The following is a 25844-nucleotide window of genomic DNA, read 5'->3' as shown; positions in this document are numbered from 1 at the left end:
GGGGCTCTGACCAGCGGAGGATACGGGATTCGAACCCGTGAGGGCTGTTAACCCAACACGATTTCCAATCGTGCGCCTTAGGCCGCTCGGCCAATCCTCCGTGCGGAAGCCTAGCAGAGGGCTCCCTGAGCAGCGGATACGGGTCGTGACCTGGGCGGACGGCCTGGCAGCGGTCGACGTCGTGATCTTGCGCAGCGCTCGGTGAGGGGCTGGGGATCAACCCGGTCGGCGCTGGGGGTGTGCCGGGGTGGCTGCCCGAGACGCGCAGGAACCCCCTGCTCGGAGGGGGTTCCTGCTGCTTCAGCGAGGCTCGCGCCGGTTGGGGGTCCTGATCGCGGGGCCGCGTTCGCCGATGGTGTCCTCGTCGATCGACCGCTGGTTGAGCAACGCGGATCGAGCGACGACCGATTCCCGGCCCGTTCCTCAGAGGTTGATCGGGTTCTTGAGGGAGCCCTGCGGACCGTCCTGTCCCCGTGCTTCCACGATCGCCTTCGCGACGTGCTGCTGCTGGTCCCAGTCGTCCAGCAGCGCCTGCGCGTGAGCCCGCGCCTCCGGGATGAGCGCGGCCAGCTTCTCCCAGTGCTCGCTGGCCTCGACCCCGGTGGGAAGGTCCAGCTCATCAGCGGCGTAGGGGATCTTCGGCGCACCTGGCAACCGCAACGTGTTCGCCACCGTCTTGAGTCCGTCGACGATGTCGCCGAACGAGAAGTTCTCGACCGGGGCGTTCTCCGCGGTGAGCGCATCGCTGCTCATCGATTTCCTCCTTCGAACGTGAACGAAGCTGGTTACTCAGCGCACGCTAGCAGGTGCACAGCGTGACATGGTCTATCGGGAAATTGGATTTGCGCAGGTCAATGAGATGGTGCGGGGGCGCCAATCCGGCAGGTGGTGGAGTGGCTCCACACGAAAGAGCACCCGCTGATCGGTGGGCGAGGCCTCGTCGCGGAGCACCGCGGGGGTCGGGTTACACTGTCCGTGGACCTCGTGCGGCGTCCATCCTGTGAACTCCCCCAGGGCCGGAAGGCAGCAAGGGTAAGCGGGCTCTGGCGGGTGCACGGGGTCCCCTTTCTTTCCCGGGGGCCGTTCGGGTCCTGTTCGGGGTGTCAGGCGTACCGCGTAGGGTTCTGGTCGTGGCGCTCGCCCTCTACCGCAAGTACCGACCGGCGACCTTCGCTGAGGTCGTCGGGCAGGAACACGTCACCGAGCCGCTGCGGACCGCGCTGTCCTCCGGCCGGATCAACCACGCGTACCTGTTCTCCGGGCCGCGCGGCTGCGGCAAGACCTCCAGCGCGCGCATCCTCGCCCGCTCGCTGAACTGCGCGCAGGGACCGACGGCCGACCCGTGCGGCGAGTGCGACTCCTGCGTCGCGCTGGCCCCCGAGGGCGGCGGCAGCGTCGACGTCGTGGAGCTCGACGCGGCCAGCCACGGTGGCGTCGACGACACCCGCGAGCTGCGCGACCGGGCCTTCTACGCGCCCGCCCAGTCGCGGTACCGGATCTTCATCATCGACGAGGCCCACATGGTCACCACGCAGGGCTTCAACGCCCTGCTGAAGATCGTCGAGGAACCGCCGGAACACCTGATCTTCGTCTTCGCCACCACCGAACCGGACAAGGTGCTCACCACCATCCGGTCCCGGACCCACCACTACCCGTTCCGGCTGATGCCGCCGGGCGTGATGCGCGAGCTGGTCGAGCGCATCTGCGCCGAGGAGGGCGTGCAGGTGGAGCCCGCGGTGTTCCCGCTGGTCATCCGGGCTGGTGGCGGCTCCGCGCGCGACACGCTGAGCGTGCTCGACCAGCTGCTGGCCGGGGCGACCGACCAGGGCGTCACCTACGAGCGCGCGGTCGCGCTGCTCGGCGTCACCGACGTGGCCCTGATCGACGACATGGTCGACGCGCTCGCGGGCGGCGACGCCGCGGCCGTCTACGCCACCGTCGACCGGCTGGTGGAAGCGGGCCACGACCCGCGCCGCTTCGGCTCCGACCTGCTCGACCGGCTCCGCGACCTGGTGCTGCTCAGCTCGGTCCCGGACGCGGCCGACCGCGGCCTGGTGGAAGCGGCGGGCGAGGAGCTGGAGCGGATGCGCAACCAGGCCGACCAGCTCGGCCCGGCCACCCTCTCCCGCTTCGCCGAGATCGTCCACACCGGACTGGCCGAGATGCGCGGCGCCACCGCGCCCCGCCTCCTCCTCGAACTCCTCTGCGCCCGGATGCTGCTCCCCGCGGTCTCGGACTCGGAAACCGCGCTGCTGCAACGACTCGAGCGGATCGAGCGCCGAGCGACCATCGCGCCCGCTGAGGGCGGCGCGCCCGCACCGGAAGCCGCGCCAGCGGCGGACGGCGACTCCCGGCCGCGCCGGGTCTTCCAACGCCCGCACGAGCGCGCGGCAGCGGAAGCGCGTGCGGCGGAAGAGGCCGCTGCGACGCGCGACGGAGCAGGCAGCGCAGCTGCGCAGCAGCGAAGCGCGAGCGGAGCCGCGGCGGAGCCGCAGGGCGGAGCAGCTGCGCAGCCGCGCGGCGGAGCTGATGCGGCGTCGCCGGGTGGCGGAGCTGCGGCGGAGCCCGGGGGAGCTGCAGCGCAGCCGCAGAGCGGCGTGAGCCGTGGCGGCGGAGCTGCGGAGGCCCCCGCGGCTGCGGCGGAGCCGCAGCGCAGCGGCGCAGCGACCGGCGGAGCCGGGCAGGCGGAGCCTGCTGCGGCGGGAGCCGCGGGCGGGTACGACGCGGCGAAGGTGCGGCAGGTGTGGAGCGACGTGCTGCAGGCCGTCGCGAAGCTGAACCGGCCGACGCAGGCGCTGCTGCTCAACGCCACGGTGCAGGACATCCGCGACGGTGTGCTCGTGCTGTCGATGCCCACGTCCGGGCTGGTCAAGCAGTTCGCCCAGCAGCGTCGGCTGGACTTCGTGAAGCAGGCGCTGAGCCAGGTGATCAGCTCCGGAGACTGGGAGATCCAGTGCGTCGAGGCGGGCGCGGCCCCGCCACCAGCTCCGGCGCGCCCGGCTGCGCCGAAGCAGCCCCCGCAGCGCCGTTCGACCGCGGCCGCCGAGCCCGCGAGCCCGCCGCCGAGCGAGCCGCCGAACAACCAGGCCCCGAGCGCTCAGCCGTCGCGCCCGTCCAACGGGCAGGCCCGGCCGCAGGCACCGCGCCAGGGGTCGGTGCCGCGCCCGCCGGAGCCCGACGACATCCCGCCCCCGCCGGAACCGCCGGACGAGGAACCGCCACCGCCGGACGACGTCCCGCCGCCACCGGAGCCGGTCAGGCCGCCGGAGCCGCAGCGCGCTCCGAAGCCGTCGGCCAGCGACGACGAGGAGGATCCGGAGGCGATGCTCGCCGAGTCCTCCCCGTACGACGCCAGCACCCCGGTCGGCCCGGACCCGGAAGCCGCCGCGGTCGAGCTCTTCGAGCGCGAGCTCGGCGCTCGCCGGATCGACAACTGACGTCACCCCGCGTTCGGCCCGGAACCCGCGATTCCAATGAGGTTTTTCCAGCCTCGTTCTGCGTGGCGGTGCCGGTGGCGGAACCTCAGCGCCCGCCTGGACTCCGGGTGCCCTGACTTGTGTATGACCCGATACACGGCGTCAGGGCCGTCCTCGCCGGAAGGAACCCCGGAGGGGTGGGCACCGTGAACCCGCGGCGGTGCCGGTTGCGAGGGTGGGTTATGCGCCTGCGGCGCATGCGACACCTGCCGGTCGGTGCCGGTCGCCCGTCGCGGCTGCGGTCCACGGGCAGGATGCGATTTCAATGGAAATCGGAGGTCTGATTTCCATTGAAATCGCGTCGGGCCGGGCGGCGGCGCGCCGCGGTCGTGGTTCGTCAGGCGGGTTTCGCGAGGTGGCGGGCCAGGAATTCGAGGGCCTTGGGGTACGCGTCCAGCCGGTTGGCGCGCTTCGCCAAGCCGTGGCCCTCGTCCGGGTAGACCAGCAGCTCGCACTCCAGGCCCTTCGCGCGGACCGCTCCGGCGATCTGCTCCGCTTCCGACAGCGGCACCCGAGGGTCGTTCGCGCCGTGCAGGACGAACAGCGGCGCCGCGATCGCCGCGACCTCGGTCAGCGGTGATGCGCGGTGCAGGAAGTCCGCGTCGGCGTGCAGCGAGCCGTACTCGCGCTCGCGGTGCGCGCGGCGGTAGGCCGCGGTGTTCTCCAGGAACGTGACCAGCGACGAGATGCCGACGATGTCGACGCCCGCCGCCCAGCGCTGCGGCTGGAACGCCAGCCCGGCCAGCACCATGTAGCCGCCGTACGAGCCGCCCCACAGCGCGGCGCGGCGCGGGTCCAGACCGATCTCGGGCAGCCAGTCGTGCAGGTCGCCGAGGTCGGCCACCGCCTCCAGCCGCTTCCGGCCGTCGTCGGCGGAGTACCAGCGCTTGCCGTAGCCGGTGGAGCCGCGCACGTTCGGCACCAGCACCTCGTGGCCCTGCGCGACGAGCGCCTGGACGATCGGGTTGAACGCCCGCACCGCCTGGCTCTCCGGTCCACCGTGGACGATCAGCACCGCGGACCCGGCGAGCTGCGGGTCGGGGTCGCCGGGCGAGTAGCGGAAGCACGGCAGCCGCTCGCCGTCGCGGGTCGGCACCCGGTGGGTGCTCGGCTCCACCGGTCGCTCGTCGAGCTGCCCGGCGGAGTCGGTCAGCGAGCGGCACTCGCCGGTGGCCACGTCCAGCAGCAGCGCATCACCGGGGACCGTCGTACCGCTGAACGTCAGCGCGACGAACCGCGAATCCGGTGACCACACGGGTTGCGGCAGCGGGAACGCGCACCAGCCGTCCGCGGGCAGGCGCACCTCGCGCAACCGCTCACCGGTCGTCGCGTCGTGCAGCGCCAGGCGGCTCGCGCCGTCGTCGTTGGCCTGCACCAGCAGCGTCGAGCCGTCCGGGGAGGGCCAGCCGGTCAGGTCGTGCTCGTCGGAGGTCACCAGCCAGGTGCGGGCTCCGGTGCGCGGGTCGATGCGGGCGACGCCGGTGCGGTCGCGCTCGAAGTTCGTGGTGGTGATCAGCCCGGAACCGTCGGGCAGCCAGCGGATGTTGGTGTGCCGGGCGGGCACCTCCCGGCCGGTCACCGCCCGCACCCCGGCCGCGTCGACCACCACCAGCTGGTCGGACATGGGCGGACCGCCGGGCACGGTGAGCGCCACGCGGCGGCCGTCCGGTGCCGCCGCCACCTCCAGCACCATGCCGCCCCCGTCGTAGACGACGCGCTCCTCGCCGGTGGTCACGTCGCGGACCACCACGTCGAAGTCGACCTCGTTGCGCCGGTTGGTGGTGTAGACGATCCGGCCGGGCAGCACGTCCAGCAGCCGGTGCACGTGCGCGGGGTCGCGGACCAGCGGGCACAGCTCGGGCAGCCGGACCGGTCCCGGCCGCGGCTGGTCCAGGCGCAGCAGCGACAGCTGGCCGCGCTCGTCGCCGTCGGTGTCGTGCTGCACCACCACCGCGCGCTCGCCGGGCAGGTAGCGGCCGGTCACCGCACCGGACAGCGCGGTCAGCCGGGTGCTCGCGCCGTCGGCGAGCTCGACCAGCTGCGTCGAGCCGGACTCGTCGGAGCCCGCCAGCACCCGCCCGGTGTCGGCCACGTCGAAGGCCCGCCAAGTGGTGAGCTCCAGCAACCGCACGATGTCCAGCCCCATGCCGACACCCTGTCACGCGCGACCCGCTGAGCACAGGGGTCGACGGGTCGGGCCGAGCATTCTCTAGGCTGGGGTTGTACCCCCCGTGCGGGGTGGCGCGGGTCCCGCGAGACGAGGAGGAACACGGTGCAGCCTGGTGGCCAGCCGAACATGCAGCAGATCATGGAACAGGCGCAGAAGATGCAGCAGCAGCTGATGACTGCGCAGCAGGAGCTCGCCGACGCCGAGGTCTCGGGCAGCGCCGGCGGCGGGCTGGTGACCGCGACGGTGAGCGGTGCCGGTGAGCTGAAGGGGCTCGCGATCGACCCGAAGGCGGCCGACCCGGAGGACACCGAGACCCTGGCGGACCTGGTGGTCGCCGCGGTCCGCGACGCCAACCGCGCGGCGCAGGAGCTGCAGGCGGAGAAGATGGGCCCGCTGACCAGCGGCCTCGGCGGTGGTGGCCTCGGCGGGCTGAGCCTGCCCGGCATGTGATCGCCGCCCGGTTTCGATTGAAGCTGTGCACCAGCCGTGATCGCAGTTTCAGTTGAAGCTGTGCAGTCCCTCGAAACGAGCGAGAAGTGTACGAAGGTCCGGTACAGGATTTGATCGACGAGCTCGGCAGGTTGCCGGGCATCGGTCCGAAGAGCGCGCAGCGCATCGCCTTCCACCTGCTCGCGGCTGAGCCCGCGGACGTGACCCGGCTGCAGGAGGTGCTGCAGAAGGTCAAGGAGGGCGTGGTGTTCTGCGACGTCTGCGGCAACGTCTCCGAGGAGGCCACCTGCCGCATCTGCCGGGACGCCCGCCGCGACAAGACGCTGGTGTGCGTCGTCGAGGAACCCAAGGACGTGCTGGCCATCGAGCGCACCCGCGAGTTCAAGGGGCGGTACCACGTGCTCGGCGGCGCGCTGGACCCGCTGTCCGGGGTGGGCCCGGACCAGCTGCGGGTGCGCGAGCTGCTGGCCCGCATCGGGCAGGACGACATCACCGAGGTGATCATCGCGACCGACCCGAACACCGAGGGCGAGGCGACCGCGACCTACCTGGTCCGGATGCTCCGCGACTTCCCCGGTCTGACGGTCACCCGCCTCGCCTCCGGTCTCCCGATGGGCGGCGACCTCGAATTCGCCGACGAGCTCACCTTGGGCAGGGCTCTTTCAGGTCGCCGAGCCCTGTAGCCATCGGAAGTTCCAGTGGCTGGTTTGCGCGGCGGTGCGGGTAGCGGAACCTCAGAGGCCGCCTGGCTGCGGGATCCCGTTCTGATGTATGTCCAATACACGGCGAACGGGCTGTCCTCGCCAGGCGACCTCTGAGAACCCGCGGCGGTGCGAGTTGCGAGGGTGAGCTATGCGCCTGCGGCGCATGCGACCCTCGCGGCACGGCACCAGTCACGCTTCGCGGTCGCTGTTTACCGCCGAAAGCGGCTGACGCCGCTTGCCTGACGATGCGGGCTTCGAGGTGTTCGCTCGCACTCCTCTTCCTGTCGTAGTTCAGCTGGTCGCAGCTGTGCCTTTCCCCGGTCTGTGAACTCGGCGGGGCGTTAGCGGTTTTTCCCGTATTTGCCGTAAATCCGGTCCGATGTTGCTCGATCGGCAAGTAGGAGAATTCGCTGGTCCGAGCGGATGAATGCCCGATATCGACCGGTTCATTAGGTAGTCCTAAGTAGTCGGATCGTAACCTCGGGGACTCCAGTGAACGCGTGCTGCGGGTTAGTCTCACGGAACTCTGAGACCTGAGACACACTGAGGTGCTTCCATGAGCAGAGCTCCATCGGCGTCACGACGTCCGCTCACCACGCGGCGCCGTGTCGCCACCGTCGGTGTCGCACTGGTCGCGGCCACCTCGCTGGCCGCTTGCGCGCAGTCGCAGCGCGAGGCGGGCGGCGGTGAGGGCGGCACGTTCACCTTCGGCGCGGCCGGCGCCCCGGACGGGTTCGACCCGTTCTACGCCTCCGACGGCGAGACCTTCCGGGTCACCCGGCAGATCACCGAGGGGCTGGTCGGGTTCAAGCCCGGGTCCGCCGACGTCGAACCGGAGCTCGCGGAGTCCTGGGAGCACACCCCGGACGGCAAGTCCTGGACGTTCAAGCTGCGCACCGGCGTGAAGTTCCACGACGGCACCGACTTCAACGCCGAAGCGGTGTGCAAGAACTTCCAGCGCATGTTCGACCAGACCGGTGCCGGGCAGAACAACGCGCTGTCCTACTACTGGATCGAGAACTTCGGCGGGTTCTCCGACGGCAAGACGCCGTCGCTGTACCAGTCCTGCGAGTCGCCGGACCCGACCACCGCGGTGGTGCACCTGACCCGCGCCAGCTCGAAGTTCCCGGACATCCTCGGGCTCCCGTCGTTCAGCATGCAGTCGCCGACGGCGATGGAGAAGTACCAGGCCAACAACGTGCAGGCCCAGGGCGACAGCTTCGTGTACCCGGAGTACTCCCGCTCGCACCCGACGGGCACCGGGCCGTTCAAGTTCGTCTCCTACGACGAGGGCAACGGCACCATCAAGCTGGCCCGCAACGAGGAGTACTGGGGCGAGAAGGCCAAGGTCAACGAGCTGATCTTCCGCATCATCCCGGACGAGACGGTGCGCAAGCAGGAGCTGGAGTCGGGCGCCATCGACGGCTACGACTACCCGAACGCCGCCGACCTCAAGGCGCTGCGCGACGCCGGGCACAACGTCCAGGTCCGCGACCCGTTCAACATCATGTACCTGGGCATCACCCAGAAGAACAACCCGGCGCTGAAGGACCTGCGGGTGCGCCAGGCGCTGGCCTACGCGGTGGACCGCGAGACGCTGGTCAAGGCGAACCTGCCGGAGGGCGCCTCGGTCGCGACCCAGTTCTACCCGGAAACGGTGGACGGCTACGCCTCCGACGTGCAGAAGTACCCGCACGACCCGGCCAAGGCCAAGCAGCTGCTCGCCGAGGCGGGCGTGCCGAACCTGACGGTGAACTTCTACTGGCCCACCGAGGTGACCCGGCCGTACATGCCGGACCCGCAGGGCATCTACAACGCCCTCGCGGAGGACCTGCGCGAGGTGGGCATCACCGTGAACCCGGTCAGCAAGCCGTGGAACGGCGGCTACATCGACGACGTCGACAACGCCAAGGCCGACCTATTCCTGCTCGGCTGGACCGGTGACTACAACACGCCGGACAACTTCATCGGCACCTTCTTCGGCACCACGGAGAACCGCTTCTACACGGCGGGCTCGCCGTGGGGCGCGGACCTGGCCAACCAGCTGAAGGCGGCCGACAGCGAGCCGGACGAGGCCAAGCGCAACCAGATGTACCAGGACATCAACCGCAAGCTGCTGTCCGAGTACCTGCCGGCGATCCCGCTGTCGCACTCGCCGCCGGCGATCGTGACCAATTCCAAGGTGGAGGGTCTGCAGACCTCGCCGCTGACCGCCGAAGAGTTCGCCTCGGTGAGCGTCTCGGGTCAGTGAGCTGACGATTTCGCGCGAAATCGGCGCGGCTCCCGCACGGGCCCGTCGGTTTCGCGCGAAAACGCGCTCGCTGCCGAACTGAGCAACGGGGGTTTGCGTGCTCCGCTACACGATCCGGCGACTGGCGCAGCTGGTGCTGGTCGTCTTCGTCCTGTCGGTCCTGCTGTTCGCCTGGCTGCGGTCGCTGCCCGGCGGGCCGGTGTCGGCGATGCTGGGGGACCGCGCCACGCCGGAGGCGCGGGCCAAGCTGGAAGCCGACCTCGGCATGGACCAGCCGATCTTCGTGCAGTACTGGCGGTTCCTGGGCCGCGCCGTCACCGGTGACTTCGGCACCTCGACCGGCGTCCAGCCCGGGTCGCCCGCGCTGGAGGTGTTCCTGACCCGCTTCCCGGCGACGCTGGAGCTGTCGATCCTGGCGCTGCTGCTGGCGGTCGCGATCGGCATCCCGCTGGGCTACCTGGCCGCCCGCAAGCGCGGCAGCTGGCTGGACAACCTGAGCATCACGTGGTCGCTGGTGGGCGTCGCGGTGCCGGTGTTCTTCCTGGCGTTCCTGCTGAAGTTCGTGTTCGCCGTCCAGCTGGGCGTGCTGCCCGCGTCCGGTCGGCAGGACGCCGGGCTGGACGCCACCCGGATCACCGGCTTCTACATCCTCGACGGGCTGATGACCCGCGAGTGGGACGCCGCGTGGAACTCGTTCGTGCACCTGGTGCTCCCGGCCATCGCGCTGTCCACCATCCCGTTCGCGGTGATCTTCCGGATCACCCGGGCCGCGGTGCTGGACGTGATGGACGAGGACTACGTGCGCACCGCGCGGGCGAAGGGCCTGGGCGCGATGGTCATCCGCCGTCGGCACATCCTGCACAACGCGATGCTGCCGGTGGTCACCACGATCGGCCTGCAGACCGGTGCGCTGCTGGCCGGGGCGGTGCTGACCGAGCGGGTGTTCAACATCGCCGGCATCGGGCAGGCGGTCGCGCTGGGCTTCGAGCGCAAGGACTTCCCGGTGCTGCAAGTGGTGATCCTGGCTTCGGCGATGGTGTACGTGCTGGTCAACCTGCTGGTGGACCTCTCGTACGCGTTGATCGACCCACGACTGCGGACACGGTGAGGTCATGGCTCTGAAATCGCAGCGCAAGGAGCGCATCGACGCGCTGGCGGAGTCGTCGGCGGACGCCGGGGTGAGCCTGGCCGCGTCCGCGTGGCGGCGGCTCAAGCGCAACCCGGTGTTCGTCGTCGGCGCGGTGATCATCGCGGTGTTCGTGCTGGTGGCGCTGCTGGCGCCGCTGCTGGCCCCGCACGACCCGGCGCAGCGGGTGCTGGTGGACCAGGTGTCCCGCGCGGAGAACATGATCCCGCCGCCGCAGGAGGGCTTCCCGCTCGGCGGCGACCAGTACGGCCGCGACCTGTTCTCCCGGCTGCTGCTGGGTTCCCAGCAGACGCTGCTGGTCGCGGTGCTGGCCACCGTGATCGGCCTCGGCGGCGGTCTGGTGCTGGGCGTGCTCGCCGGGGCGTTCGGCGGCTGGGTGGACTCGGTGGTCATGCGCGTCGTGGACGTGATGCTGTCGGTGCCGTCGCTGCTGCTGGCGGTGTCGATCGGCGCGCTGTTCGTGCAGCAGAGCCAGTTCACCGTGATCCTGGCGGTGGCGATCGTGCAGGTGCCGATCTTCGGCCGCCTGCTGCGCGGCACGATGCTGGCGCAGCGCGCCAGCGATCACGTGCTGGCGGCGCGGGCGCTGGGCGTGAAGGAGAGCTCGATCGTGTTCCGGCACATGCTGCCGAACGCGCTCGGCCCGGTGATCGTGCAGGCCACGCTGGTGCTGGCGGTGGCGATCATCGACGCGGCGGCGCTGTCCTTCCTGGGCCTCGGCGCGGCCGACGACTCGGTCCCGGAGTGGGGCCAGATGCTCGGCGGCGCGCAGAACATCATCGACTCGCACCCGCAGCTGGCGTTCTGGCCGGCGAGCTGCATCATCCTGGTCGCCCTCGGCTTCACCCTGGTCGGCGAGTCCCTGCGGGACGCGCTGGACCCGAAGCGCCGGCGTTGACGGAAGGATTCGCATGGCACTGCTGGAAGTCCGCGACCTCTCGGTCGTCTTCGCCCGCAAGGGCGAACCGCCGGTGACCGCGGTGGACGGCATCTCCTTCGACGTCGAACCCGGCCGCACCGTCGGCCTGGTCGGCGAGTCCGGGTGCGGGAAGTCGGTCACCTCGCTGGCGATCATGGGGCTGCTGCCGAGCCGCGGCGCGGAGGTCTCCGGGTCGGTGCGCTTCGACGGCACCGACCTGCTCGGGCTGTCGAAGCGGGAGCTCGACCAGCGCCGCGGCAGCGACCTGAGCATGGTGTTCCAGGACCCGCTGACCTCGCTGAACCCGGTGGTGTCGATCGGGCTGCAGGTCTCCGAGGTCATCGAGCAGCACCGCGGCCTGTCGCGCAAGGAAGCGATGCCGGAGGCCGAGGACCTGCTGCGCCGGGTGGGCATCCCGGACCCGCGGCGGCGGCTCAAGGAGTACCCGCACCAGCTCTCTGGCGGGATGCGGCAGCGCGCGCTGATCGCGATGGCGCTGGCGTGCAAGCCGCGGCTGCTGATCGCCGACGAGCCGACCACCGCGCTGGACGTGACGATCCAGGCGCAGATCCTGCGGCTGCTGGCGGAGCTGGTCGCCGAGACCGAGACCGCGCTGATCATGATCACGCACGACCTGGGCGTGGTGGCCGGGCTCTGCGACGAGGTGAACGTGCTCTACGCGGGCCGGGTGGTGGAGCGCGCCGCGCGGCACGAGCTGTTCGCGCGCCCGCGGCACCCGTACACCGCCGGGCTGCTGGCCTCGATCCCGCGCCTGGACGCCCCGCGCGGCCAGCGGCTTTCGCCGATCAAGGGCTCGGTCAGCGACAACATCCCGTGGGACGCGGGGTGCGCGTTCTGCCCGCGCTGCCCGAACGCGCTGGAGGTCTGCGAGCAGCAGACCCCGGACGTGAGCATCGACGTCGGCGCCCGCCTCCTGCGCTGCCACAACCCGGTGCGCGAAGCGCAAACCCCGGTGGAGGCGTCATGACGCCCTCCCGGACCCTGTGTCCCCGTGCAATTTCAATGGAACTTCGACGTCCGATTTCCCTTGAAATCGAACCTGAGATTTCAAGGGAACTTGCGGACCACCGGTGTGTCGGCTCCCGACACACCGGTGCCTGTGGACAACTCGCCGGTTCCTGTGGAGAACCTGATGCGATTTCCATTGAAATTGGACGTCTGATTTCCATTGAACTTGTTCATCCTGCCCGTGGACCGCAGCTGCGAAGGGCGAACTGCACCGGTCGGCAGGTGTCGCATGCGCCGCAGGCGCATAGCCCACCCTCGCAACTCGCACCGCCGCGGGTTCTCAGCGTTCGCCTGGCGAGGACGGCCCTGACGCCGTGTATCGGTCATACATCAGTCAGGGACCCCACAGCCAGGCGGGCGCTGAGGTTCCGCCACCGGCACCGCCACGCAGAACGAGGCTGGAAAAACCTCAATGGAACTTGCGGCGGGGAAGCCTCCGGTGGAGGCACCGTGACACCTCTTGTGCCAACTGGAGCCCTGCTCAACCGCGCCTCAGGGGACCGTGATGTGACTTGGCCACAAGAAACCGCGAAACGTGAGTTCGATCCCGGGCGCGACCACCACGGAAAATCGCGGAGAGGCGGAACCGCATGACCGAGACCCTGGAAACTGCCGGGGAGTCCCGGGACGTGCTGATCGACGTCGAGGACGTCGCCGTGCACTTCCCGATCAAGCGCGGCGTGGTGCTGGACCGCACGGTCGGCCACGTCTACGCCGTGGACGGGGTGTCGCTGCGCATCGAGCGCGGCGAGACCTACGGCCTGGTCGGGGAGTCCGGCTGCGGCAAGTCGACGCTGGGGCGCGCGGTGCTGCGGCTGGAGAAGCCGACCGGCGGCAGGGTGGTGTTCGACGGCGTCGACCTGTCCGGGATGAAGGGCGAGCCGCTGCGCCGGATGCGCCGCCGCATGCAGATGGTCTTCCAGGACCCGCTGTCCTCCCTCGACCCCCGGCAGTCGGTGCAGTCGCTGCTGGTCGAGGGCATGCGCGCGCACGGCATGGACACCGGCCGCGAGGCCACCGACAAGAAGCTGCGGGAGCTGCTCGCCGCGGTCGGCCTGCCGTCGACCTCGCTGCGCAAGTACCCGCACGAGTTCTCCGGCGGCCAGCGCCAGCGCATCGGCATCGCCCGCGCGCTGTCGGTGGGCCCGGAGCTGCTGGTGGCCGACGAACCGGTGTCGGCGCTGGACGTCTCGGTGCAGGCGCAGGTGGTGAACCTGCTGGAGGACCTGCAGGCCGAGTTCGGCCTGACCTACCTGGTGATCGCGCACGACCTGGCGGTGGTGCGGCACATCGCGGACCGGGTCGGGGTGATGTACCTCGGCGGCATCGTGGAGGAGTCCACATCGGACGACCTCTACGCGGAACCGCTGCACCCGTACTCCAAGGCGCTGCTGTCGGCGGTCCCGGTGCCGGACCCGACCGTGGAGGACTCGCGCGAGCAGATCCTGCTCTCGGGCGACCTGCCGTCCCCGGCCAACCCCCCGGCGGGCTGCCGCTTCCACACCCGCTGCCCGTGGCGCCAGCCGAACCGCTGCGACACGGAGCGCCCGGCGCTGCGCGAGCTGAAGCCCGGGCACCGGGTGGCGTGCCACTACGCGGAGGAGATCCGCGACGGGCGGCTGAAGCCGCACGAGGTGGTCGCCGAAGCGGTCGACCCGGCGGACTTCGGCGACCGGGACATCACCTCGGCCAGCTGAGCCGTCGGACGTCCGGGAGGTGCAGTTTCCATTGAGGTTTTTCCAACCTCGTTCTGCGTGGCGGTGCCGGTGGCGGAACCTCAGCGCCCGCCTGGACTGCGGGTGCCCAACTTTATGTATGCCAATACACGGCAGTTGGGCCGTCCTCGCCAGGCGAACGCTGAGAACCCGCGGCGGTGCGAGCTGCGAGGGTGGGCTATGCGCCTGGCGGCGCATGCGACCCTCGCCGACCGGTGCCGGTCGCCCTTCGCAGCTGCGGTCCACGGGCAGGATGAAAAGGCTCAATTGAAACTGCGATCCGGTGTGGGTGGGAACCGCAGTTTCAATTGAAACTGCAGTTCCTGGTCGGGAGGTGCGTGTCGGCCCCGTGCCCGGGGTCGTCCACATAGGATCGCCGGTCAGGTGCGAACGGAGGTGGCGAGTGAGGTACAGCAGCGCGCAGCGGTGCACCGCGTGCGAGCACCGGGCGATCCTGGCGGCGGCGACGGCGGACCGGCTGGTGGCCGAATCGGGCCGGACCCTGGTGTCCTACGACTGCCCGGAGGGCAACGGGGTCCACGTCTGCAACCCGGACTTCGAGCGCAGCAGCAACCGCCGGTCCTGACGGCGGTTGCGACGAAACCGCGACGTCGCCGGGACCGGGCGCCGACGCGGGTGCAGCACAGTCGCTGCCATGAGGCACTTCCAGCTGACAGGGATCGGCGCGGTGGCGGCACTGGTGCTCGTCACGGCCTGCGCTCCGACGGCCTTCGCGGCATCCGATCTCCGCGCGCAAGAACCGGCGTGGCAACCGTGCGACTTCGACGCCTCCGTAGAGTGCGCGTCGATCCGCGTCCCGCTGGACTACGCCCACCCCGAGGGCGAGCAGATCAGCATCGCGATCAGCCGCCAGCGGGCGTCCGACCCGGCGCACCGCCGCGGCGTGCTGCTGGCCAACCCCGGCGGTCCCGGCGGCTCCGGGCTCACGGACACCAACGCGGCGGGCGAGGTGGTGTCCTGGCCCAAGCAGCGCTTCGCCGACACGCCGCTGAGCGAGCACTACGACCTGATCGGCTTCGACCCCCGAGGCGTCGGGCGGTCCACGCCGGTCTCCTGCGAGGACACCGAGGTCTCGAAGCCGATCGTCTCGCGGCCGACCGAGGCCGATTTCGACACCTACGCGCGCTGGGCGAAGGCGGCGGAGGAGGGCTGCCAGCGGGCGAGCGGGGACGTCCGGCCGTTCATCAACACCCGCAACACCGCGCGGGACATGGACGTCATCCGCGACGTCCTGGGTGAGGAGAAGATCAACTACGTCGGCTACTCGTACGGGACCTACCTCGGCGCGGTGTACGGCGCGATGTTCCCCGCGCACCTCGACCGCAGCGTGCTCGACTCCTCGCTGCCGCCGAACCTGAGCTGGCGGCAGGTGGACATGGCCTCGTCCCTCGCCAACCGGCAGAACGTCGAGGCGTGGGCGGAGTGGGTCGGCCAGCGCGACAGCCGGTTCGGGCTGGGCAGCTCGAAGGCCGAGGTGCTCGCCGCGGTCGAGGCCACCTCGCGCGCGCTGTCGCGCACGCCCGACGAGCACGGCTTCAGCCCGCAGACGCGCTTCGACCAGGCGGTGGGGCACCAGTCCACGCTGCGCTCCGACTGGCCGGGACTGGCCGAACTAGTGCGGCGGGTCGGGGACACCGGTGAGTTCACCCCGCCGGAGCCCGGGACGTCGACGGTGTCCGGGTACGAGGCGGTGAACCGGACGATCCACTGCGAGACCGACTGGCCCTCGGACCTCGACGTCTACCGGCGCGACGTCGAGCTCTTCAGCGAGCAGTACCCCTACGGCTGGGGAGCGGCCACGGCGATGCCGGGCCCCTGCACGTTCCGGTCGTTCACCCCGCCGGAAGCGCCGACCCGCGTCGAGCGGGACGGCTACCCGGTCGGCGTGGTGGTGCAGGCCGAGGCCGACGTGCAGACCCCGTACGCGGGCGGGGCGGCGATGGCCGAGCGGCTCGGTGACCGGTTGATCACCGTGGTCGACGACGGCAACCACGGCCAGTACGCCCGGCGCGGCAACGCGTGCGTGGACGATGCCGTGACCGGATACCTGGTCGACGGCGTGCTGCCGCCCCCGGACCTGACCTGCGCTGGTCAGCCGCGCCCCGACATCGCACCGGACGGGCAGTGACCCCGACCCGTCGACGCGGTGCTGGCCGCGACCGCGCTGGGCGGCTTGGTGGCGGGCACGGTTCCAGATCCGGGTCGAGTGCGGCGGCTGGCTGCGCACCGAGTCGGGCGGCGCCGCAGTCAGGTCGCCCGGATCGGGACGGGTTCGAGCGGTCCGGGCGGGGTCGCGCGCCGGGTGAGCTTGAGGCTGCCCAGCAGCACCCCGGCCACGACGACGGCGCCCGCCGCGAGCTCCACCGGGTGCGGGCGCTCGTCCAGGACCAGCCACGCGGTGGTGAACCCGACGATCGGCACCAGCAGCGAGAACGGCGCCACGCGGCTCGCCGGGTAGCGGCCCATCAAGGTCGTCCACAGCCCGGACCCGATGATCGTGGCCAGCAGCGAGGTGTAGGCGAGACCGCCGAGCGCGTACCAGCCGGTGGGGGAGTCGAAGACTGTCGCCAGCGCGTCCCACCCGGCGCCCGGTCCTTCGACGGCCGCGGACAGCGCGAACATCGGCAGCGGCGGCACGATCGAGATCCACAGCGTCAGGTGCAGCGGGTTCTGCGGGTTCGCCTTCCGGGCGCACAGGTTGCCCAGGGCCCACGAGAACGCGCCGCACACGGTGATCAGCATCGGCAGCAGGGCGGCGGTCTGCGCGCGGTGCCAGCCGATCACCACCATGCCGAGCACCGCGGTGAGGATCCCGACGATCTGCACGGGGGTGATCCGCTCCCGCAGCAGCAGCGCTCCGAGCGCGACGGTGAACGGGGCGGACGCCTGCTGCACCAGCGACGCCAGCCCGGTCGGCATCCCGATGTTCATCGCCACGAACAGGAACGCGAACTGCAGGGCCCCGAAGCACAACCCGTACCCGAGCAGCCACTTCCACGGGACATCCGGCCGCGGCACGAAGAACAGCAGCGGCAGCAGCACGGCGAACCGCAACCCGGCGAAGAAGAACGGCGGGAAGTGCCCGAGCCCGAAGTCGAGCGCGATGAAGTTGGCGCCCCACAGCACGGCGACGAGCACGGCCAGCGAACGGTCCCGAGGATTCACGCCCTCCAGCCTGATCGGCGCAACTGTGAAGCACAAGCAACACTATCTGCACTAAGCATGCAGAAGTCCTTCATGGACGTCCACACCCCGGGAACTCGAACCGTGAAGTCCAGGATTCGGTTCGACGCAGAACACGTAGCCTTCCTTCATGGACGTTCGCAGGTTGCGGCTCCTGCGGGAGCTGGCCGACCGGGGGACCGTCACCGCTGTTGCCAAGGCCCTGGCCTACACCCCGTCCGCCGTCTCGCAGCAGATCCGGGCGCTGCAGGCCGAGGTCGGGGTGCAGCTGACCGAGCCCGCCGGGCGCGGGCTGCGGCTCACCGACGCCGGGTGGGCGCTGGCCGCGCGGGCGGACGAGGTGCTCGCCGCGCTGGACCGGGCCGAGGCCGAGCTGGACAGCTACCGGTCCACGCCGCGCGGAGTCGTGCGGGTGGCGATCTTCCCGTCCGGGGCGTTCCTGCTGCTCCCCGGCCTGCTGCGGCGGATGTCCGCGCACCCCGAGGTGCGGCTGGAGTGCCGGGACGTCGACATGACGCCGGGGGAGGTGCCCGGCCTGACCGCGGACTTCGACCTGGTCGTCACGCACCGGGACGACCAGGCACCGCCGTTCGACGGCGAGCGCATGGCGATCACCCCGCTGCTGCGCGAGCCGCTGGACGTCGCGCTCCCGCTCGGGCACCCGCTGGCCGAGCAGGAGCGCGTCGAACCGGCCGAGCTGGTGGAGGAGCCGTGGCTGAGCGTGGACGTCGGGTTCCCGGTGGACGACGTCCTGCGCTCGCTGGCCGTCCGCACCGGTGTCCGGCCGAAGGTCGTGCAGCGCATCAACGACTTCAAGGTCACGGAAGCGCTGGTCGCCGACGGCCACGGCGTCGCCCTGCTGCCGAGGTACTCGGCGAACCTCCGCACGGTGGCGCTCCGCCCGCTGGGCGGCGTCCGCGCCGGTCGCAACATCGAGGTCGTCTCCCGCCGCGGAGCCACCGAACGCCCGGCCGTCCAGCTCGTCCTCGACGCCCTGATCGCGGAGGCCAGCCGCATCGCCGAATGATCGGACTCGACGTCGAGCGACGATCAGGCCGGGCCGTGCTCGGCGGCCCAGCGGCAGATCGCGGCGACCTCGTCGGCCTGGGCGGGCAGGGTGGTGTCCGAGATGCCGACCACCGGGATGTGGCCCTCGTGGAAGACGTCGGGCGGGCGGGGCAGGAAGCCCTTCTCGTGCACTCCCGTGCTGCCCTGGCCGGGGGTGCCCTCCGCGAGGTGGCCGGTGGTGCGGGCGTAGCGGTTGAGCACCCGGGGTTTGCGGAGGTCGCGGTCCATGCCGTACCACTGCTGGCTCAGCGGGAAGAGCGACATCAGCGCGTCCCACCAGCCCTCCACCGCCAGCACCAGCTCGGGGTGGCGGCTGCGCAGCTCGGCGACCAGCTGCCGGTAGCCGTCGAAGACGTCGTGGCGCGGGTCGTTGAACCAGAAGCCGAGGGTGTCCAGGAACGCCGCGTCGACGCCGAAGTTGCGCACCGTCGCGGAGATCGACTCCACCAGGTGCGCGCGGAACTCCGGTTCCCCGGGGTTGAGGAACACCTGGTCGCCCTCGCCGACCCGGTCGCTGTCCCAGTCCGGCCGGTTCAGCAGCTCGACGTACCGGTCGGTGTCGTTGCGCAGCACCGCCCGCTCCCACGGCGGGTACTGGACGACGTTCGCGCCGTGGCCGCCGAACATCGGCATCAGCCGCACGCCCAGCTGCCGCGCGGAGCGGGTGAGCGCGGCGAACCCCTCGGCGCCGCCCATGTCCTCGCCGGGGTGGTACTGCGGGTAGGCGTAGTAGTAGCGGCCCTCCCAACCCGGCAGGTAGGCCAGCACCCGGTGCGGTTCGATGTGCTGCGCGACGAAGCGCAGGGCCTCGGCCATCTGCGGGAAGGTGTTGAACACGTACCCCGTCCAGTGCTGGCCGTGCAGCGTCACCACCAGCGCGATGCGGCGCATCCAGTCCGGCACGTCCGGCCGGGTGGCCCAGGGCTGCAGGCCGTGCGCTTGCTCCACGAAGGACATGTGCTCGTCCAGGTCGGCGTCCGCGGTGGGCGCGTCGGTTCCGGGGCGGAGCCGGATCGGCGGGACCTGGTAGCTGGTCGAGCGGGCGCTGGCCATCGGCAGGTGCACCAGCTCGGTGATCGGCCCCGGCGCGTAGGGCGGCTGGTGGACGTGCAGGATCTGCCGCCGCACCAGCGGATCGCGCACGCTGAGCACGAGCCCGCTCTGCTCGGTGCCCGCCGCCACCCACGGCGTCGCCCAGTCCGGGCCCGGGTATTCGAGCTGGAACCGCTGGCCGTTGACGCCGTGCGCCCGACCGCGCCCGGTGTTCGGCGCCCACCAGCCCGCCCGCAGCTGCTCGGCGGGCAGGCCGCGCAGCAGCAGCTTGACGGACTTGATCGGCTCCTCGTGGCGCACCGCGATGGACCACTCGAGCACGCCGCCGCTGCTGGTCACCGCGACGTCGACCGACCCGGCGTCCACGGGCAGCTGCTGGCCGAGCCAGGCGTAGCGGTCGGCGTGCAGGTGCGTCCGGTCGTCGCTGAGCCGGACGCCCGCCGAGTCGAGGCCGTAGCCGTTGGTCGTGGTGAACACCTGCAGGGCCCACTCGACGCCGGTCGCGCCGGGGGCGGGGAAGTAGGGGTCGCGCGGATCGAAGCTGAGGTCGGTGTCGATCAGTCCCACGCGGCACCCTCCTATCGGTCCGGTCCGCCGCTGGCAGCGAACCCGACGGCCTTGTCCAGCAGTGCGGCGAGCCCGTCCGCCTCGTCCGCGGTGAACACGAGCGTCTCCCCGGGCGGCAGCACGACGGCGACCCGATCACCCACCACGAGCACGGACAGGGAGTCGGTGGCGGGCGGTCGGCACGGGATGCGCCAACGTAACTGCTCGCACGGGTCTTCGATCGGCCACATGTTCACCTCGGCACGGCTGTCATTCCGGTGCCTGACTGAACCCGGTGCACAACCCGGCATCAAGTTCGGTACACCGATCGGGTGGTTTCGGCAACGGAGCCGACCCGAACTTCACACGCACCGACCAACACGAGAACCCGAACGCCGGAGCCCGGCCGAGCAGCAGCGGGACGTGTCGTCAACCGCTGGAAGTCCCCGAGAGGATCAAGAGGGAGGGCCGGTCCCCGACGTTGTTCCCCCGCCCCTCCGGCCCGTCCCTCCGACCCTGTTCCCCAGGGGCGTCGCTTGGCATCCCGCGACGTAGCACCATGCTGCCGAACGGAGGCCGCGCGCAGTACCGTCTTTGGTCGAGTGTGTTCGCCGGACCGGACGCTGATTCCGGCGCCCGCCGACTACGACCGCAGTAGGACCCCGCAGCTCAGCTCGGCGGGCCCGCGGCCTCGAACTCCTCGCCCGCCACCTGGTACAGCTCCGCGTACCGGGCCAGGCGGTCGCGGTCCAGCTCGACCCCGATGCCGGGTGCGTCCGGCACCCGCAGCCGACCGTTCCGGTACGGCAGCGGGCCGCCTTCGAGCACGTCGTCCGAGAGCAGGGCGCGGTAGGACTGGTTGGCGAGACCGAAGCCCGGGGTGGCCGCGATCAGGTGCGCTGCCGCGCAGGTGGCCACGCCGAGCTCGCCGAGGCTGTGCTTGACGGTCGGGATGCCCGCCGCCTCGCAGATGCCCGCCGACCGCTTCATGTTCAGCAGGCCGCCGTCCAGCGCGTTGTCCACCGAGATCGCGTCGGCCGCGCCGAGGCGGATCACCTCCAGCTGGCGGTCGCGGCACAGCTGGCCCGCGAGCAGCGGCGTGCGGACGTGCGCGCGCAGCCGGGCCATCTCCGGGATGTTGCGGGTGGGGACGGGTTGTTCGGCGAACTCGATGTCGTAGGGCGCGAAGGCGCGCAGCGCCCGCAGGGCCGCCGCGGGCGACCAAGCCGCGTTGGCATCCACCCGGATCGACCGGTCGGGGCCGATGCCGTCCCGGACGGCGGCGATCCGCTCCACGTCGACGTCGAGGTCGTCGGCGCCGACCTGCACGTGGAAGCTCTCGGACCCGGCAGCAGCACCCTGCGCGGCCAGGTCCCGCATCCGGTCCGGCGCGCCGGTCGGGATCTGGTGCAGGTACTCGACGTCCTCGCGCAGCCGTCCGCCGAACAGGTTGACCAGCGGCTGGCCGCAGGCCTTGCCGACGATGTCCCAGCAGGCCATGTCGATGGCGGCCAGCGCCGGGCTGGTCGCGCCCACCGGGTGCCAGGTGCCGACGACCTCGCCGAGCTTGGCGAGGCGCTCGGTGCGGAACGGGTCCTCGCCGATGGCGAAGCGCTCGACCGAGCGCAGCACGGCGAGCACGATCTCGGCCGACGGGTGCGCCGGGGCCTCGCCGATGCCGGTGATGCCTTCGTCGGTGTCGATCTCGATCAGCACGCTGATCAGCCCGCGCCGTCCCGAGGTCCACCGCTCCGCGTGGTGGAACGGCACGGCGACCGGTATGTGCCGAATGCCGATGATGCGCACAATGCCCTCCCCCTGCGGGCATCGCGAGCAATGCTCGCGAACGTCCGATGTGGTAACGGTCACACCGGATGTGCGACTGCGCCATAGATGTGCGCGGGTATTCGGGTTCCCGGCGACGTCATCGGCGGTGGATACGTACTCTGGCCGGTGGCCTGTCGCGGCCGCGACCGAACCCGATCAGAACGGACCTCCATGATCGAACTGCTGGACTCGATCCCGCCCGGGGTGATCTACCTGGTGGTGGGGTTGATCATCGGCCTGGAGAGCGTGGGGATCCCGCTGCCCGGTGAGATCATGCTGGTCAGCGCGGGTGTGGCGGCCTCGCAGGGCATCGTCAACCCGATCGCGCTGGGCGTCGTCGCGGCCAGCGGGGCGATCATCGGCGATTCGATCGGCTACGCCATCGGCAAGCGGTACGGCCGGACCCTGCTGGGCTGGCTGGGGCGCAAGCTGCCGAAGCACTTCGGGCCGAAACCGGTCCGGCAGGCCGAGCGGATGTTCGACCGGTGGGGCGCCTGGGCGGTGTTCGGCGGCCGGTTCGTCGCGCTGCTGCGGATCCTGGCCGGGCCGCTGGCGGGCATCCTCGGCATGAAGTACCGGAAGTTCCTGATCGCGAACGCCACCGGCGGCATCGCCTGGGCAGGCGCGGTGACCACCCTGGCGTACGTGTTCGGCCTGGTGGCGGGCCAGTGGTTCCACCGCTTCTCCTGGATCGCCCTGCTGGTCACGGTGGTGATCGGTTGGCTGATCGTGCGGGTGGTGCGCCGCCGCGCGGCGAAGGCGGACGAGGCCGAGGAGCTGGCGGCCGCCGAGGACTCCGACGCGAAGGTCCCGTGATCGCCTACTCGGCGTTCAGCGCGGACAGCACGTCCTGGGCGTCCAGGAGCACCGCCTCGTCGGTCTCCCGCTCGACGAGGTCTTCCAGGGCGCGGCGGTAATCCGGCCACTCGGCGTAGGCCATGGCCAGGACGGCGGCGTGCCTGATCTCGGAGTGGTCGCTGCGGGCGGCCTTGGTGACGCGGTCGATGATCGCCCGGGTGGGGTCCGCGGGGGAGACGACGCCGAGGAGGCGGACGGCCCGGTCCTTGTCGGCGCGGTAGACGCTCGCGTCGAAGTTGAACGCTGCTTCGGAGATCGTCCAGGTGTCCAGGCCCGAGGTGAGCTCGGCCAGCTCGGCGTCCGGATCCGGGCCCATCGCCAGCACGTACCGCTCGCCCGCGAGGTCGTCGACGACGTAGTGGAGGCTGAGCTCGTCCCGCACCTGCCACTTCTTCTCGAAGAAGACCCCGGCCCCGGGGTCCGCGCGCATGGTGCCGAGCTCGGTCCAGCCGCGGGCGGCGGCGAACTCGTTCACCTCGGCCATGGTGACGTGGTCTTTGAGCGCCAAGCGCCGACTGCGGCGGGTTTGCACGGTGCGGGCCTCCGGTCGGGGGTGAGGTGATCACGCTACTCCGCTGCGCGCATCCACAGGTCTCCCGGAGCTGTCCACAGCCTGTGCACAGTTATCCACAGGGTTGTGGACAAACCAGAACGGCCTGCGCACCCCGGTTGACGAGGTGCGCAGGCCGTTCCGGTTCGCCGTCGGTCAGCGGTTCGCGCGGTTCACCGCGGATACCACCGCGCGCAGCATCGCGGTGATCGTCGAGGTGTCCACGCCGACGCCCCAGAAGACCTTGTCGCCCACCGCGCACTCCAGGTACGCCGCCGCGCGGGCGTCGTCACCGGCGGTCAGCGCGTGCTCGTTGTAGTCCATGACCCGCACGTCGTAGCCGATGGTGCTCAGCGCGTCCACGAAGGCCGAGACCGGGCCGTTGCCGGTGCCGGTGATCTCCTGCTCCTCGCCGTCCACGACCACGGTCGCGGTGATGGTCTCGTTGCCGTTCTCCCCGGCGACCCGCTGCCGCACCAGCTTCACCGGCGCGGTGGCCTCCAGGTACTCCGCGGAGAACGCCTCCCACATCTCGGTCGGGTTGACCTCGCCGCCCTCCGAGTCGGTGCGGGCCTGCACCACCTTGGAGAACTCGATCTGCAGCTTGCGCGGCAGGTCCAGCTGGTGCTCGGTCTTCATGATGTAGGCGACGCCGCCCTTGCCGGACTGAGAGTTGACCCGGATGACCGCCTCGTAGGTGCGGCCCACGTCCTTCGGGTCGATCGGCAGGTACGGGACCTCCCACGGGTACTCGTCCACCGGCGTCCCGGCCTTGTCCGCCGCGTCGCGCAGCGCGTCCAGGCCCTTGTTGATGGCGTCCTGGTGGCTGCCGGAGAAGGCGGTGTAGACCAGCTCGCCGCCCCACGGGTGCCGCTCGTGCACCGGCAGCTGGTTGCAGTGCTCGACGGTGCGCTTGATGAAGTCGATGTCGGAGAAGTCGATCTGCGGGTCGATGCCCTGGCTGAACAGGTTCATGCCCAGCGCCACCAGGTCGACGTTGCCGGTGCGCTCGCCGTTGCCGAACAGGCAGCCCTCGATGCGGTCCGCCCCGGCCTGGTAGCCGAGCTCGGCGGCGGCGATGCCGGTGCCGCGGTCGTTGTGCGGGTGCAGGGACAGGATCACCGAGTCGCGACGGGCCAGGTTGCGGTGCATCCACTCGATGGAGTCCGCGTAGACGTTGGGGGTGGCCATCTCGACGGTGGCGGGCAGGTTCAGGATCACCGGCCGCTCCGGGGTGGGCTGCCAGATCTCGGTGACCGCGTCGCACACCTCGGCGGCGTAGGACAGCTCGGTGCCGGTGTAGGACTCCGGGGAGTACTGGAAGCGGAAGTCGGTGTCGGAGTACTTGCCGGCCAGCTCCAGGGTCATCTCGGCGGCCGAGGTGGCGATCTTCTTGATGCCCTCGCGCTCCTCGCGGAACACCACGCGGCGCTGCAGGATCGAGGTCGAGTTGTAGATGTGCACGATCGCCCGCGGCGCGCCCTCCAGGGCCTGGAAGGTGCGCTCGATCAGCTCCGGGCGGCACTGGGTCAGCACCTGGATGCGCACGTCCTCGGGGATCGCGCCGTCCTCGATGATCTCCCGGACGAAGTCGAAGTCGGTTTGGCTGGCCGCCGGGAACCCGACCTCGATCTCCTTGAAGCCCATCTGCACCAGCAGGTCGAACATGCGGCGCTTGCGGGCGGGCGACATCGGGTCGATCAGCGCCTGGTTGCCGTCGCGCAGGTCGACCGCGCACCACAGCGGGGCGCGGGTGATCCGCTTGTCCGGCCAGGTCCGGTCCGGCAGCGACACGTTCTCGACCAGCTCGTGGAACGGGCGGTAGCGGTGGTGCGGCATCGAGCTGCCCAGCTGCGGGTTCCACGGCTGCTGGTCGGCGGGCGCGGGGCGGGACGGCTTGCGCACCCGCTCGGCGAACGAGGCCTGCGGTTCGGGGGAAATGTTGCTCATGCGAGTGGTTCTCCTGCACGGTTTCCGGATCTGGACCGACGACCGGCGCGTTCGAACCCCGCGACGAGGGGCCGGTCGGTCAGACCCCGTCGCGGCGGCGAAGCAGGAGAACGCGAGCCACGGACCCAGGCTAAACCCAAGGGCGGCCCACCATGCAACCACCCTTTCCACATCGTGGGAGCCGTGGTGCCGGTTCGTCGCGCTCGAGCTGGCAGAGTGAGAGCGGACTCACGTGGAGGGAGCGGTTCGATGGCGGCGAGCAAGGGTCGGAGCGGGGTGGCGGTGCTGTTCCAGGGGGTGGGCTTCCTGTTCGCCGCGCTCCTGGTGCTGCACCTGCTGTTCATCCTGACCGGGATCGCCAGCGAGGGGGAGCTGGCCGGATCGGTGGCGCAGGCCGCCGAGCCGCTGGCGCTGTTCTTCCCCGGTCTGCTGTCGGTGGACTTCCCGGTGCTCCAGGTGCTGCTCGACTACGGCCTCGCCGCGTGCTTCTGGGTGTTGGTGGGCGGACTGCTCGGTCGGGTCTTCGGCTGATCGCGTTTCCCGTGCCACACTGGATTCGTGGTGGAAGAAGTGAGTTCCGGGGCGCGGGAGGGCGGTGTGCGACGCGCTGACGTGCGCCGGGCGTGGCACCGGGGCCTCGGCGTGCTCATCTCGGTCGTCCGGTGGTTCGGCACGGCGGCCGCCGCGCTGCTGGCGGTGCACGTGATCCTGACGATCGGCAACGCCAACCCGGACAACGGCATCACGAAGTTCGTCGCGTCCTGGGCGGAGTGGCTGGCACTGGGCTTCCAGGACCTGTTCATGCCCGCGGACCCCAAGCTCGAGGTGCTCGTCAACTACGGAGTGGCGGCCCTGTTCTGGCTGGTCATCGCCTCGCTCGCGACCAGGGTCCTGAGCGCCCTCAACCGTCCGTCCATTTAGGACTGC

22 protein-coding genes, 1 tRNA gene and 1 other RNA gene are annotated in these 25844 nt (G+C 70.9%); 15 read left to right on the top strand and 9 right to left on the bottom strand.

The features are described from left to right. Positions 1-14: 14 nt before the first annotated feature. A tRNA-Ser gene (locus tag F1721_RS06585) sits at positions 15-100 on the bottom strand. A 323-nt stretch (positions 101-423) separates the two neighbouring features. Then, entirely contained in the window at positions 424-753 is a 330-nt protein-coding gene (locus F1721_RS06580; RefSeq protein WP_150065670.1) for a hypothetical protein, read from the bottom strand. A gap of 221 nt (positions 754-974) precedes the next feature. Here F1721_RS06580 and ffs point away from each other — a divergent pair. Then, positions 975-1069, top strand: an RNA gene (gene ffs / locus F1721_RS06575) — signal recognition particle sRNA small type. Positions 1070-1130: 61 nt separating this feature from the next. Continuing rightward, positions 1131-3437 (top strand): DNA polymerase III subunit gamma and tau, encoded by a 2307-nt coding sequence (locus F1721_RS06570; protein ID WP_150065669.1) that lies wholly within the window; start codon positions 1131-1133, stop codon positions 3435-3437. 376 nt (positions 3438-3813) lie between these two features. On the opposite strand, the gene F1721_RS06565 is transcribed toward F1721_RS06570, so the two are convergent. Beyond that, on the bottom strand, positions 3814-5622 hold the full coding sequence (locus F1721_RS06565) for an alpha/beta hydrolase family protein (protein WP_150065668.1): 1809 nt from the start codon (positions 5620-5622) through the stop codon (positions 3814-3816). 126 nt (positions 5623-5748) lie between these two features. On the opposite strand from F1721_RS06565, the gene F1721_RS06560 reads away from it, so the two are divergent. The 9 genes from F1721_RS06560 (at position 5749) to F1721_RS06520 (ending at position 16010) form a co-directional block, all read left to right on the top strand. Next, positions 5749-6096 (top strand): YbaB/EbfC family nucleoid-associated protein, encoded by a 348-nt coding sequence (locus tag F1721_RS06560; protein ID WP_150065667.1) that lies wholly within the window; start codon positions 5749-5751, stop codon positions 6094-6096. 86 nt (positions 6097-6182) lie between these two features. Further along, positions 6183-6779, top strand: a complete 597-nt coding sequence (gene recR / locus F1721_RS06555) for a recombination mediator RecR (protein ID WP_150065666.1) — start codon at positions 6183-6185, stop codon at positions 6777-6779. Positions 6780-7356: 577 nt separating this feature from the next. Next, on the top strand, positions 7357-9051 hold the full coding sequence (locus F1721_RS06550; RefSeq protein ID WP_150065665.1) for an ABC transporter substrate-binding protein: 1695 nt from the start codon (positions 7357-7359) through the stop codon (positions 9049-9051). Between the two features lie 97 nt (positions 9052-9148). After that, the gene (locus tag F1721_RS06545; protein ID WP_150065664.1) at positions 9149-10159 is read left to right on the top strand and encodes an ABC transporter permease; all 1011 of its coding nucleotides are present in this window, start codon (positions 9149-9151) and stop codon (positions 10157-10159) included. A gap of 4 nt (positions 10160-10163) precedes the next feature. Next, on the top strand, positions 10164-11096 hold the full coding sequence (locus tag F1721_RS06540; protein ID WP_150065663.1) for an ABC transporter permease: 933 nt from the start codon (positions 10164-10166) through the stop codon (positions 11094-11096). Between the two features lie 13 nt (positions 11097-11109). Then, positions 11110-12105, top strand: coding sequence for an ABC transporter ATP-binding protein (locus F1721_RS06535; protein WP_150065662.1), 996 nt, complete (start codon positions 11110-11112; stop codon positions 12103-12105). 631 nt (positions 12106-12736) lie between these two features. Further along, positions 12737-13843: an ABC transporter ATP-binding protein gene (locus F1721_RS06530; protein ID WP_150065661.1), complete on the top strand. Its 1107-nt coding sequence runs from the start codon at positions 12737-12739 to the stop codon at positions 13841-13843. A 421-nt stretch (positions 13844-14264) separates the two neighbouring features. Further along, positions 14265-14447 (top strand): hypothetical protein, encoded by a 183-nt coding sequence (locus F1721_RS06525; protein WP_150065660.1) that lies wholly within the window; start codon positions 14265-14267, stop codon positions 14445-14447. A 69-nt stretch (positions 14448-14516) separates the two neighbouring features. Beyond that, on the top strand, positions 14517-16010 hold the full coding sequence (locus F1721_RS06520) for an alpha/beta hydrolase (protein ID WP_150065659.1): 1494 nt from the start codon (positions 14517-14519) through the stop codon (positions 16008-16010). Positions 16011-16129: 119 nt separating this feature from the next. Here F1721_RS06520 and F1721_RS06515 read toward each other — a convergent pair whose 3' ends face one another. Next, the gene (locus F1721_RS06515) at positions 16130-17047 is read right to left on the bottom strand and encodes an EamA family transporter (protein ID WP_150065658.1); all 918 of its coding nucleotides are present in this window, start codon (positions 17045-17047) and stop codon (positions 16130-16132) included. A 148-nt stretch (positions 17048-17195) separates the two neighbouring features. On the opposite strand from F1721_RS06515, the gene F1721_RS06510 reads away from it, so the two are divergent. Beyond that, positions 17196-18092, top strand: a complete 897-nt coding sequence (locus F1721_RS06510) for a LysR family transcriptional regulator (RefSeq protein WP_150065657.1) — start codon at positions 17196-17198, stop codon at positions 18090-18092. Between the two features lie 23 nt (positions 18093-18115). Here F1721_RS06510 and F1721_RS06505 read toward each other — a convergent pair whose 3' ends face one another. The 3 genes from F1721_RS06505 to F1721_RS06495 form a co-directional block, all read right to left on the bottom strand. Then, positions 18116-19753 (bottom strand): hypothetical protein, encoded by a 1638-nt coding sequence (locus F1721_RS06505; RefSeq protein WP_150065656.1) that lies wholly within the window; start codon positions 19751-19753, stop codon positions 18116-18118. Between the two features lie 11 nt (positions 19754-19764). Next, positions 19765-19983 carry a hypothetical protein gene (locus F1721_RS06500; protein WP_246154364.1) on the bottom strand — a complete coding sequence of 73 codons (219 nt, stop codon included), beginning with the start codon at positions 19981-19983 and terminating at the stop codon, positions 19765-19767. Positions 19984-20401: 418 nt separating this feature from the next. Beyond that, on the bottom strand, positions 20402-21538 hold the full coding sequence (locus F1721_RS06495; protein WP_150065654.1) for a mandelate racemase/muconate lactonizing enzyme family protein: 1137 nt from the start codon (positions 21536-21538) through the stop codon (positions 20402-20404). A gap of 192 nt (positions 21539-21730) precedes the next feature. Between F1721_RS06495 and F1721_RS06490 the strand changes: the two genes are divergently transcribed. Continuing rightward, positions 21731-22375, top strand: coding sequence for a DedA family protein (locus F1721_RS06490; RefSeq protein ID WP_150065653.1), 645 nt, complete (start codon positions 21731-21733; stop codon positions 22373-22375). 4 nt (positions 22376-22379) lie between these two features. On the opposite strand, the gene F1721_RS06485 is transcribed toward F1721_RS06490, so the two are convergent. Together F1721_RS06485 and leuA are read right to left on the bottom strand one after the other, a co-directional pair. Continuing rightward, positions 22380-22925: a HEAT repeat domain-containing protein gene (locus F1721_RS06485; protein WP_150065652.1), complete on the bottom strand. Its 546-nt coding sequence runs from the start codon at positions 22923-22925 to the stop codon at positions 22380-22382. 198 nt (positions 22926-23123) lie between these two features. Continuing rightward, positions 23124-24917: a 2-isopropylmalate synthase gene (gene leuA, locus F1721_RS06480; RefSeq protein ID WP_150065651.1), complete on the bottom strand. Its 1794-nt coding sequence runs from the start codon at positions 24915-24917 to the stop codon at positions 23124-23126. A gap of 249 nt (positions 24918-25166) precedes the next feature. Between leuA and F1721_RS06475 the strand changes: the two genes are divergently transcribed. After that, entirely contained in the window at positions 25167-25448 is a 282-nt protein-coding gene (locus tag F1721_RS06475) for a hypothetical protein (RefSeq protein ID WP_150065650.1), read from the top strand. A gap of 66 nt (positions 25449-25514) precedes the next feature. Beyond that, a complete protein-coding gene (locus tag F1721_RS06470) occupies positions 25515-25838 on the top strand; it encodes a hypothetical protein (protein ID WP_246154361.1) in 324 nt (107 codons plus the stop codon). The last annotated feature ends 6 nt before the right edge of the window (positions 25839-25844 follow it).

This window comes from Saccharopolyspora hirsuta (assembly GCF_008630535.1).
Lineage (GTDB): Bacteria > Actinomycetota > Actinomycetes > Mycobacteriales > Pseudonocardiaceae > Saccharopolyspora > Saccharopolyspora hirsuta.
This window is presented reverse-complemented; position numbering and strand designations above follow the sequence as displayed.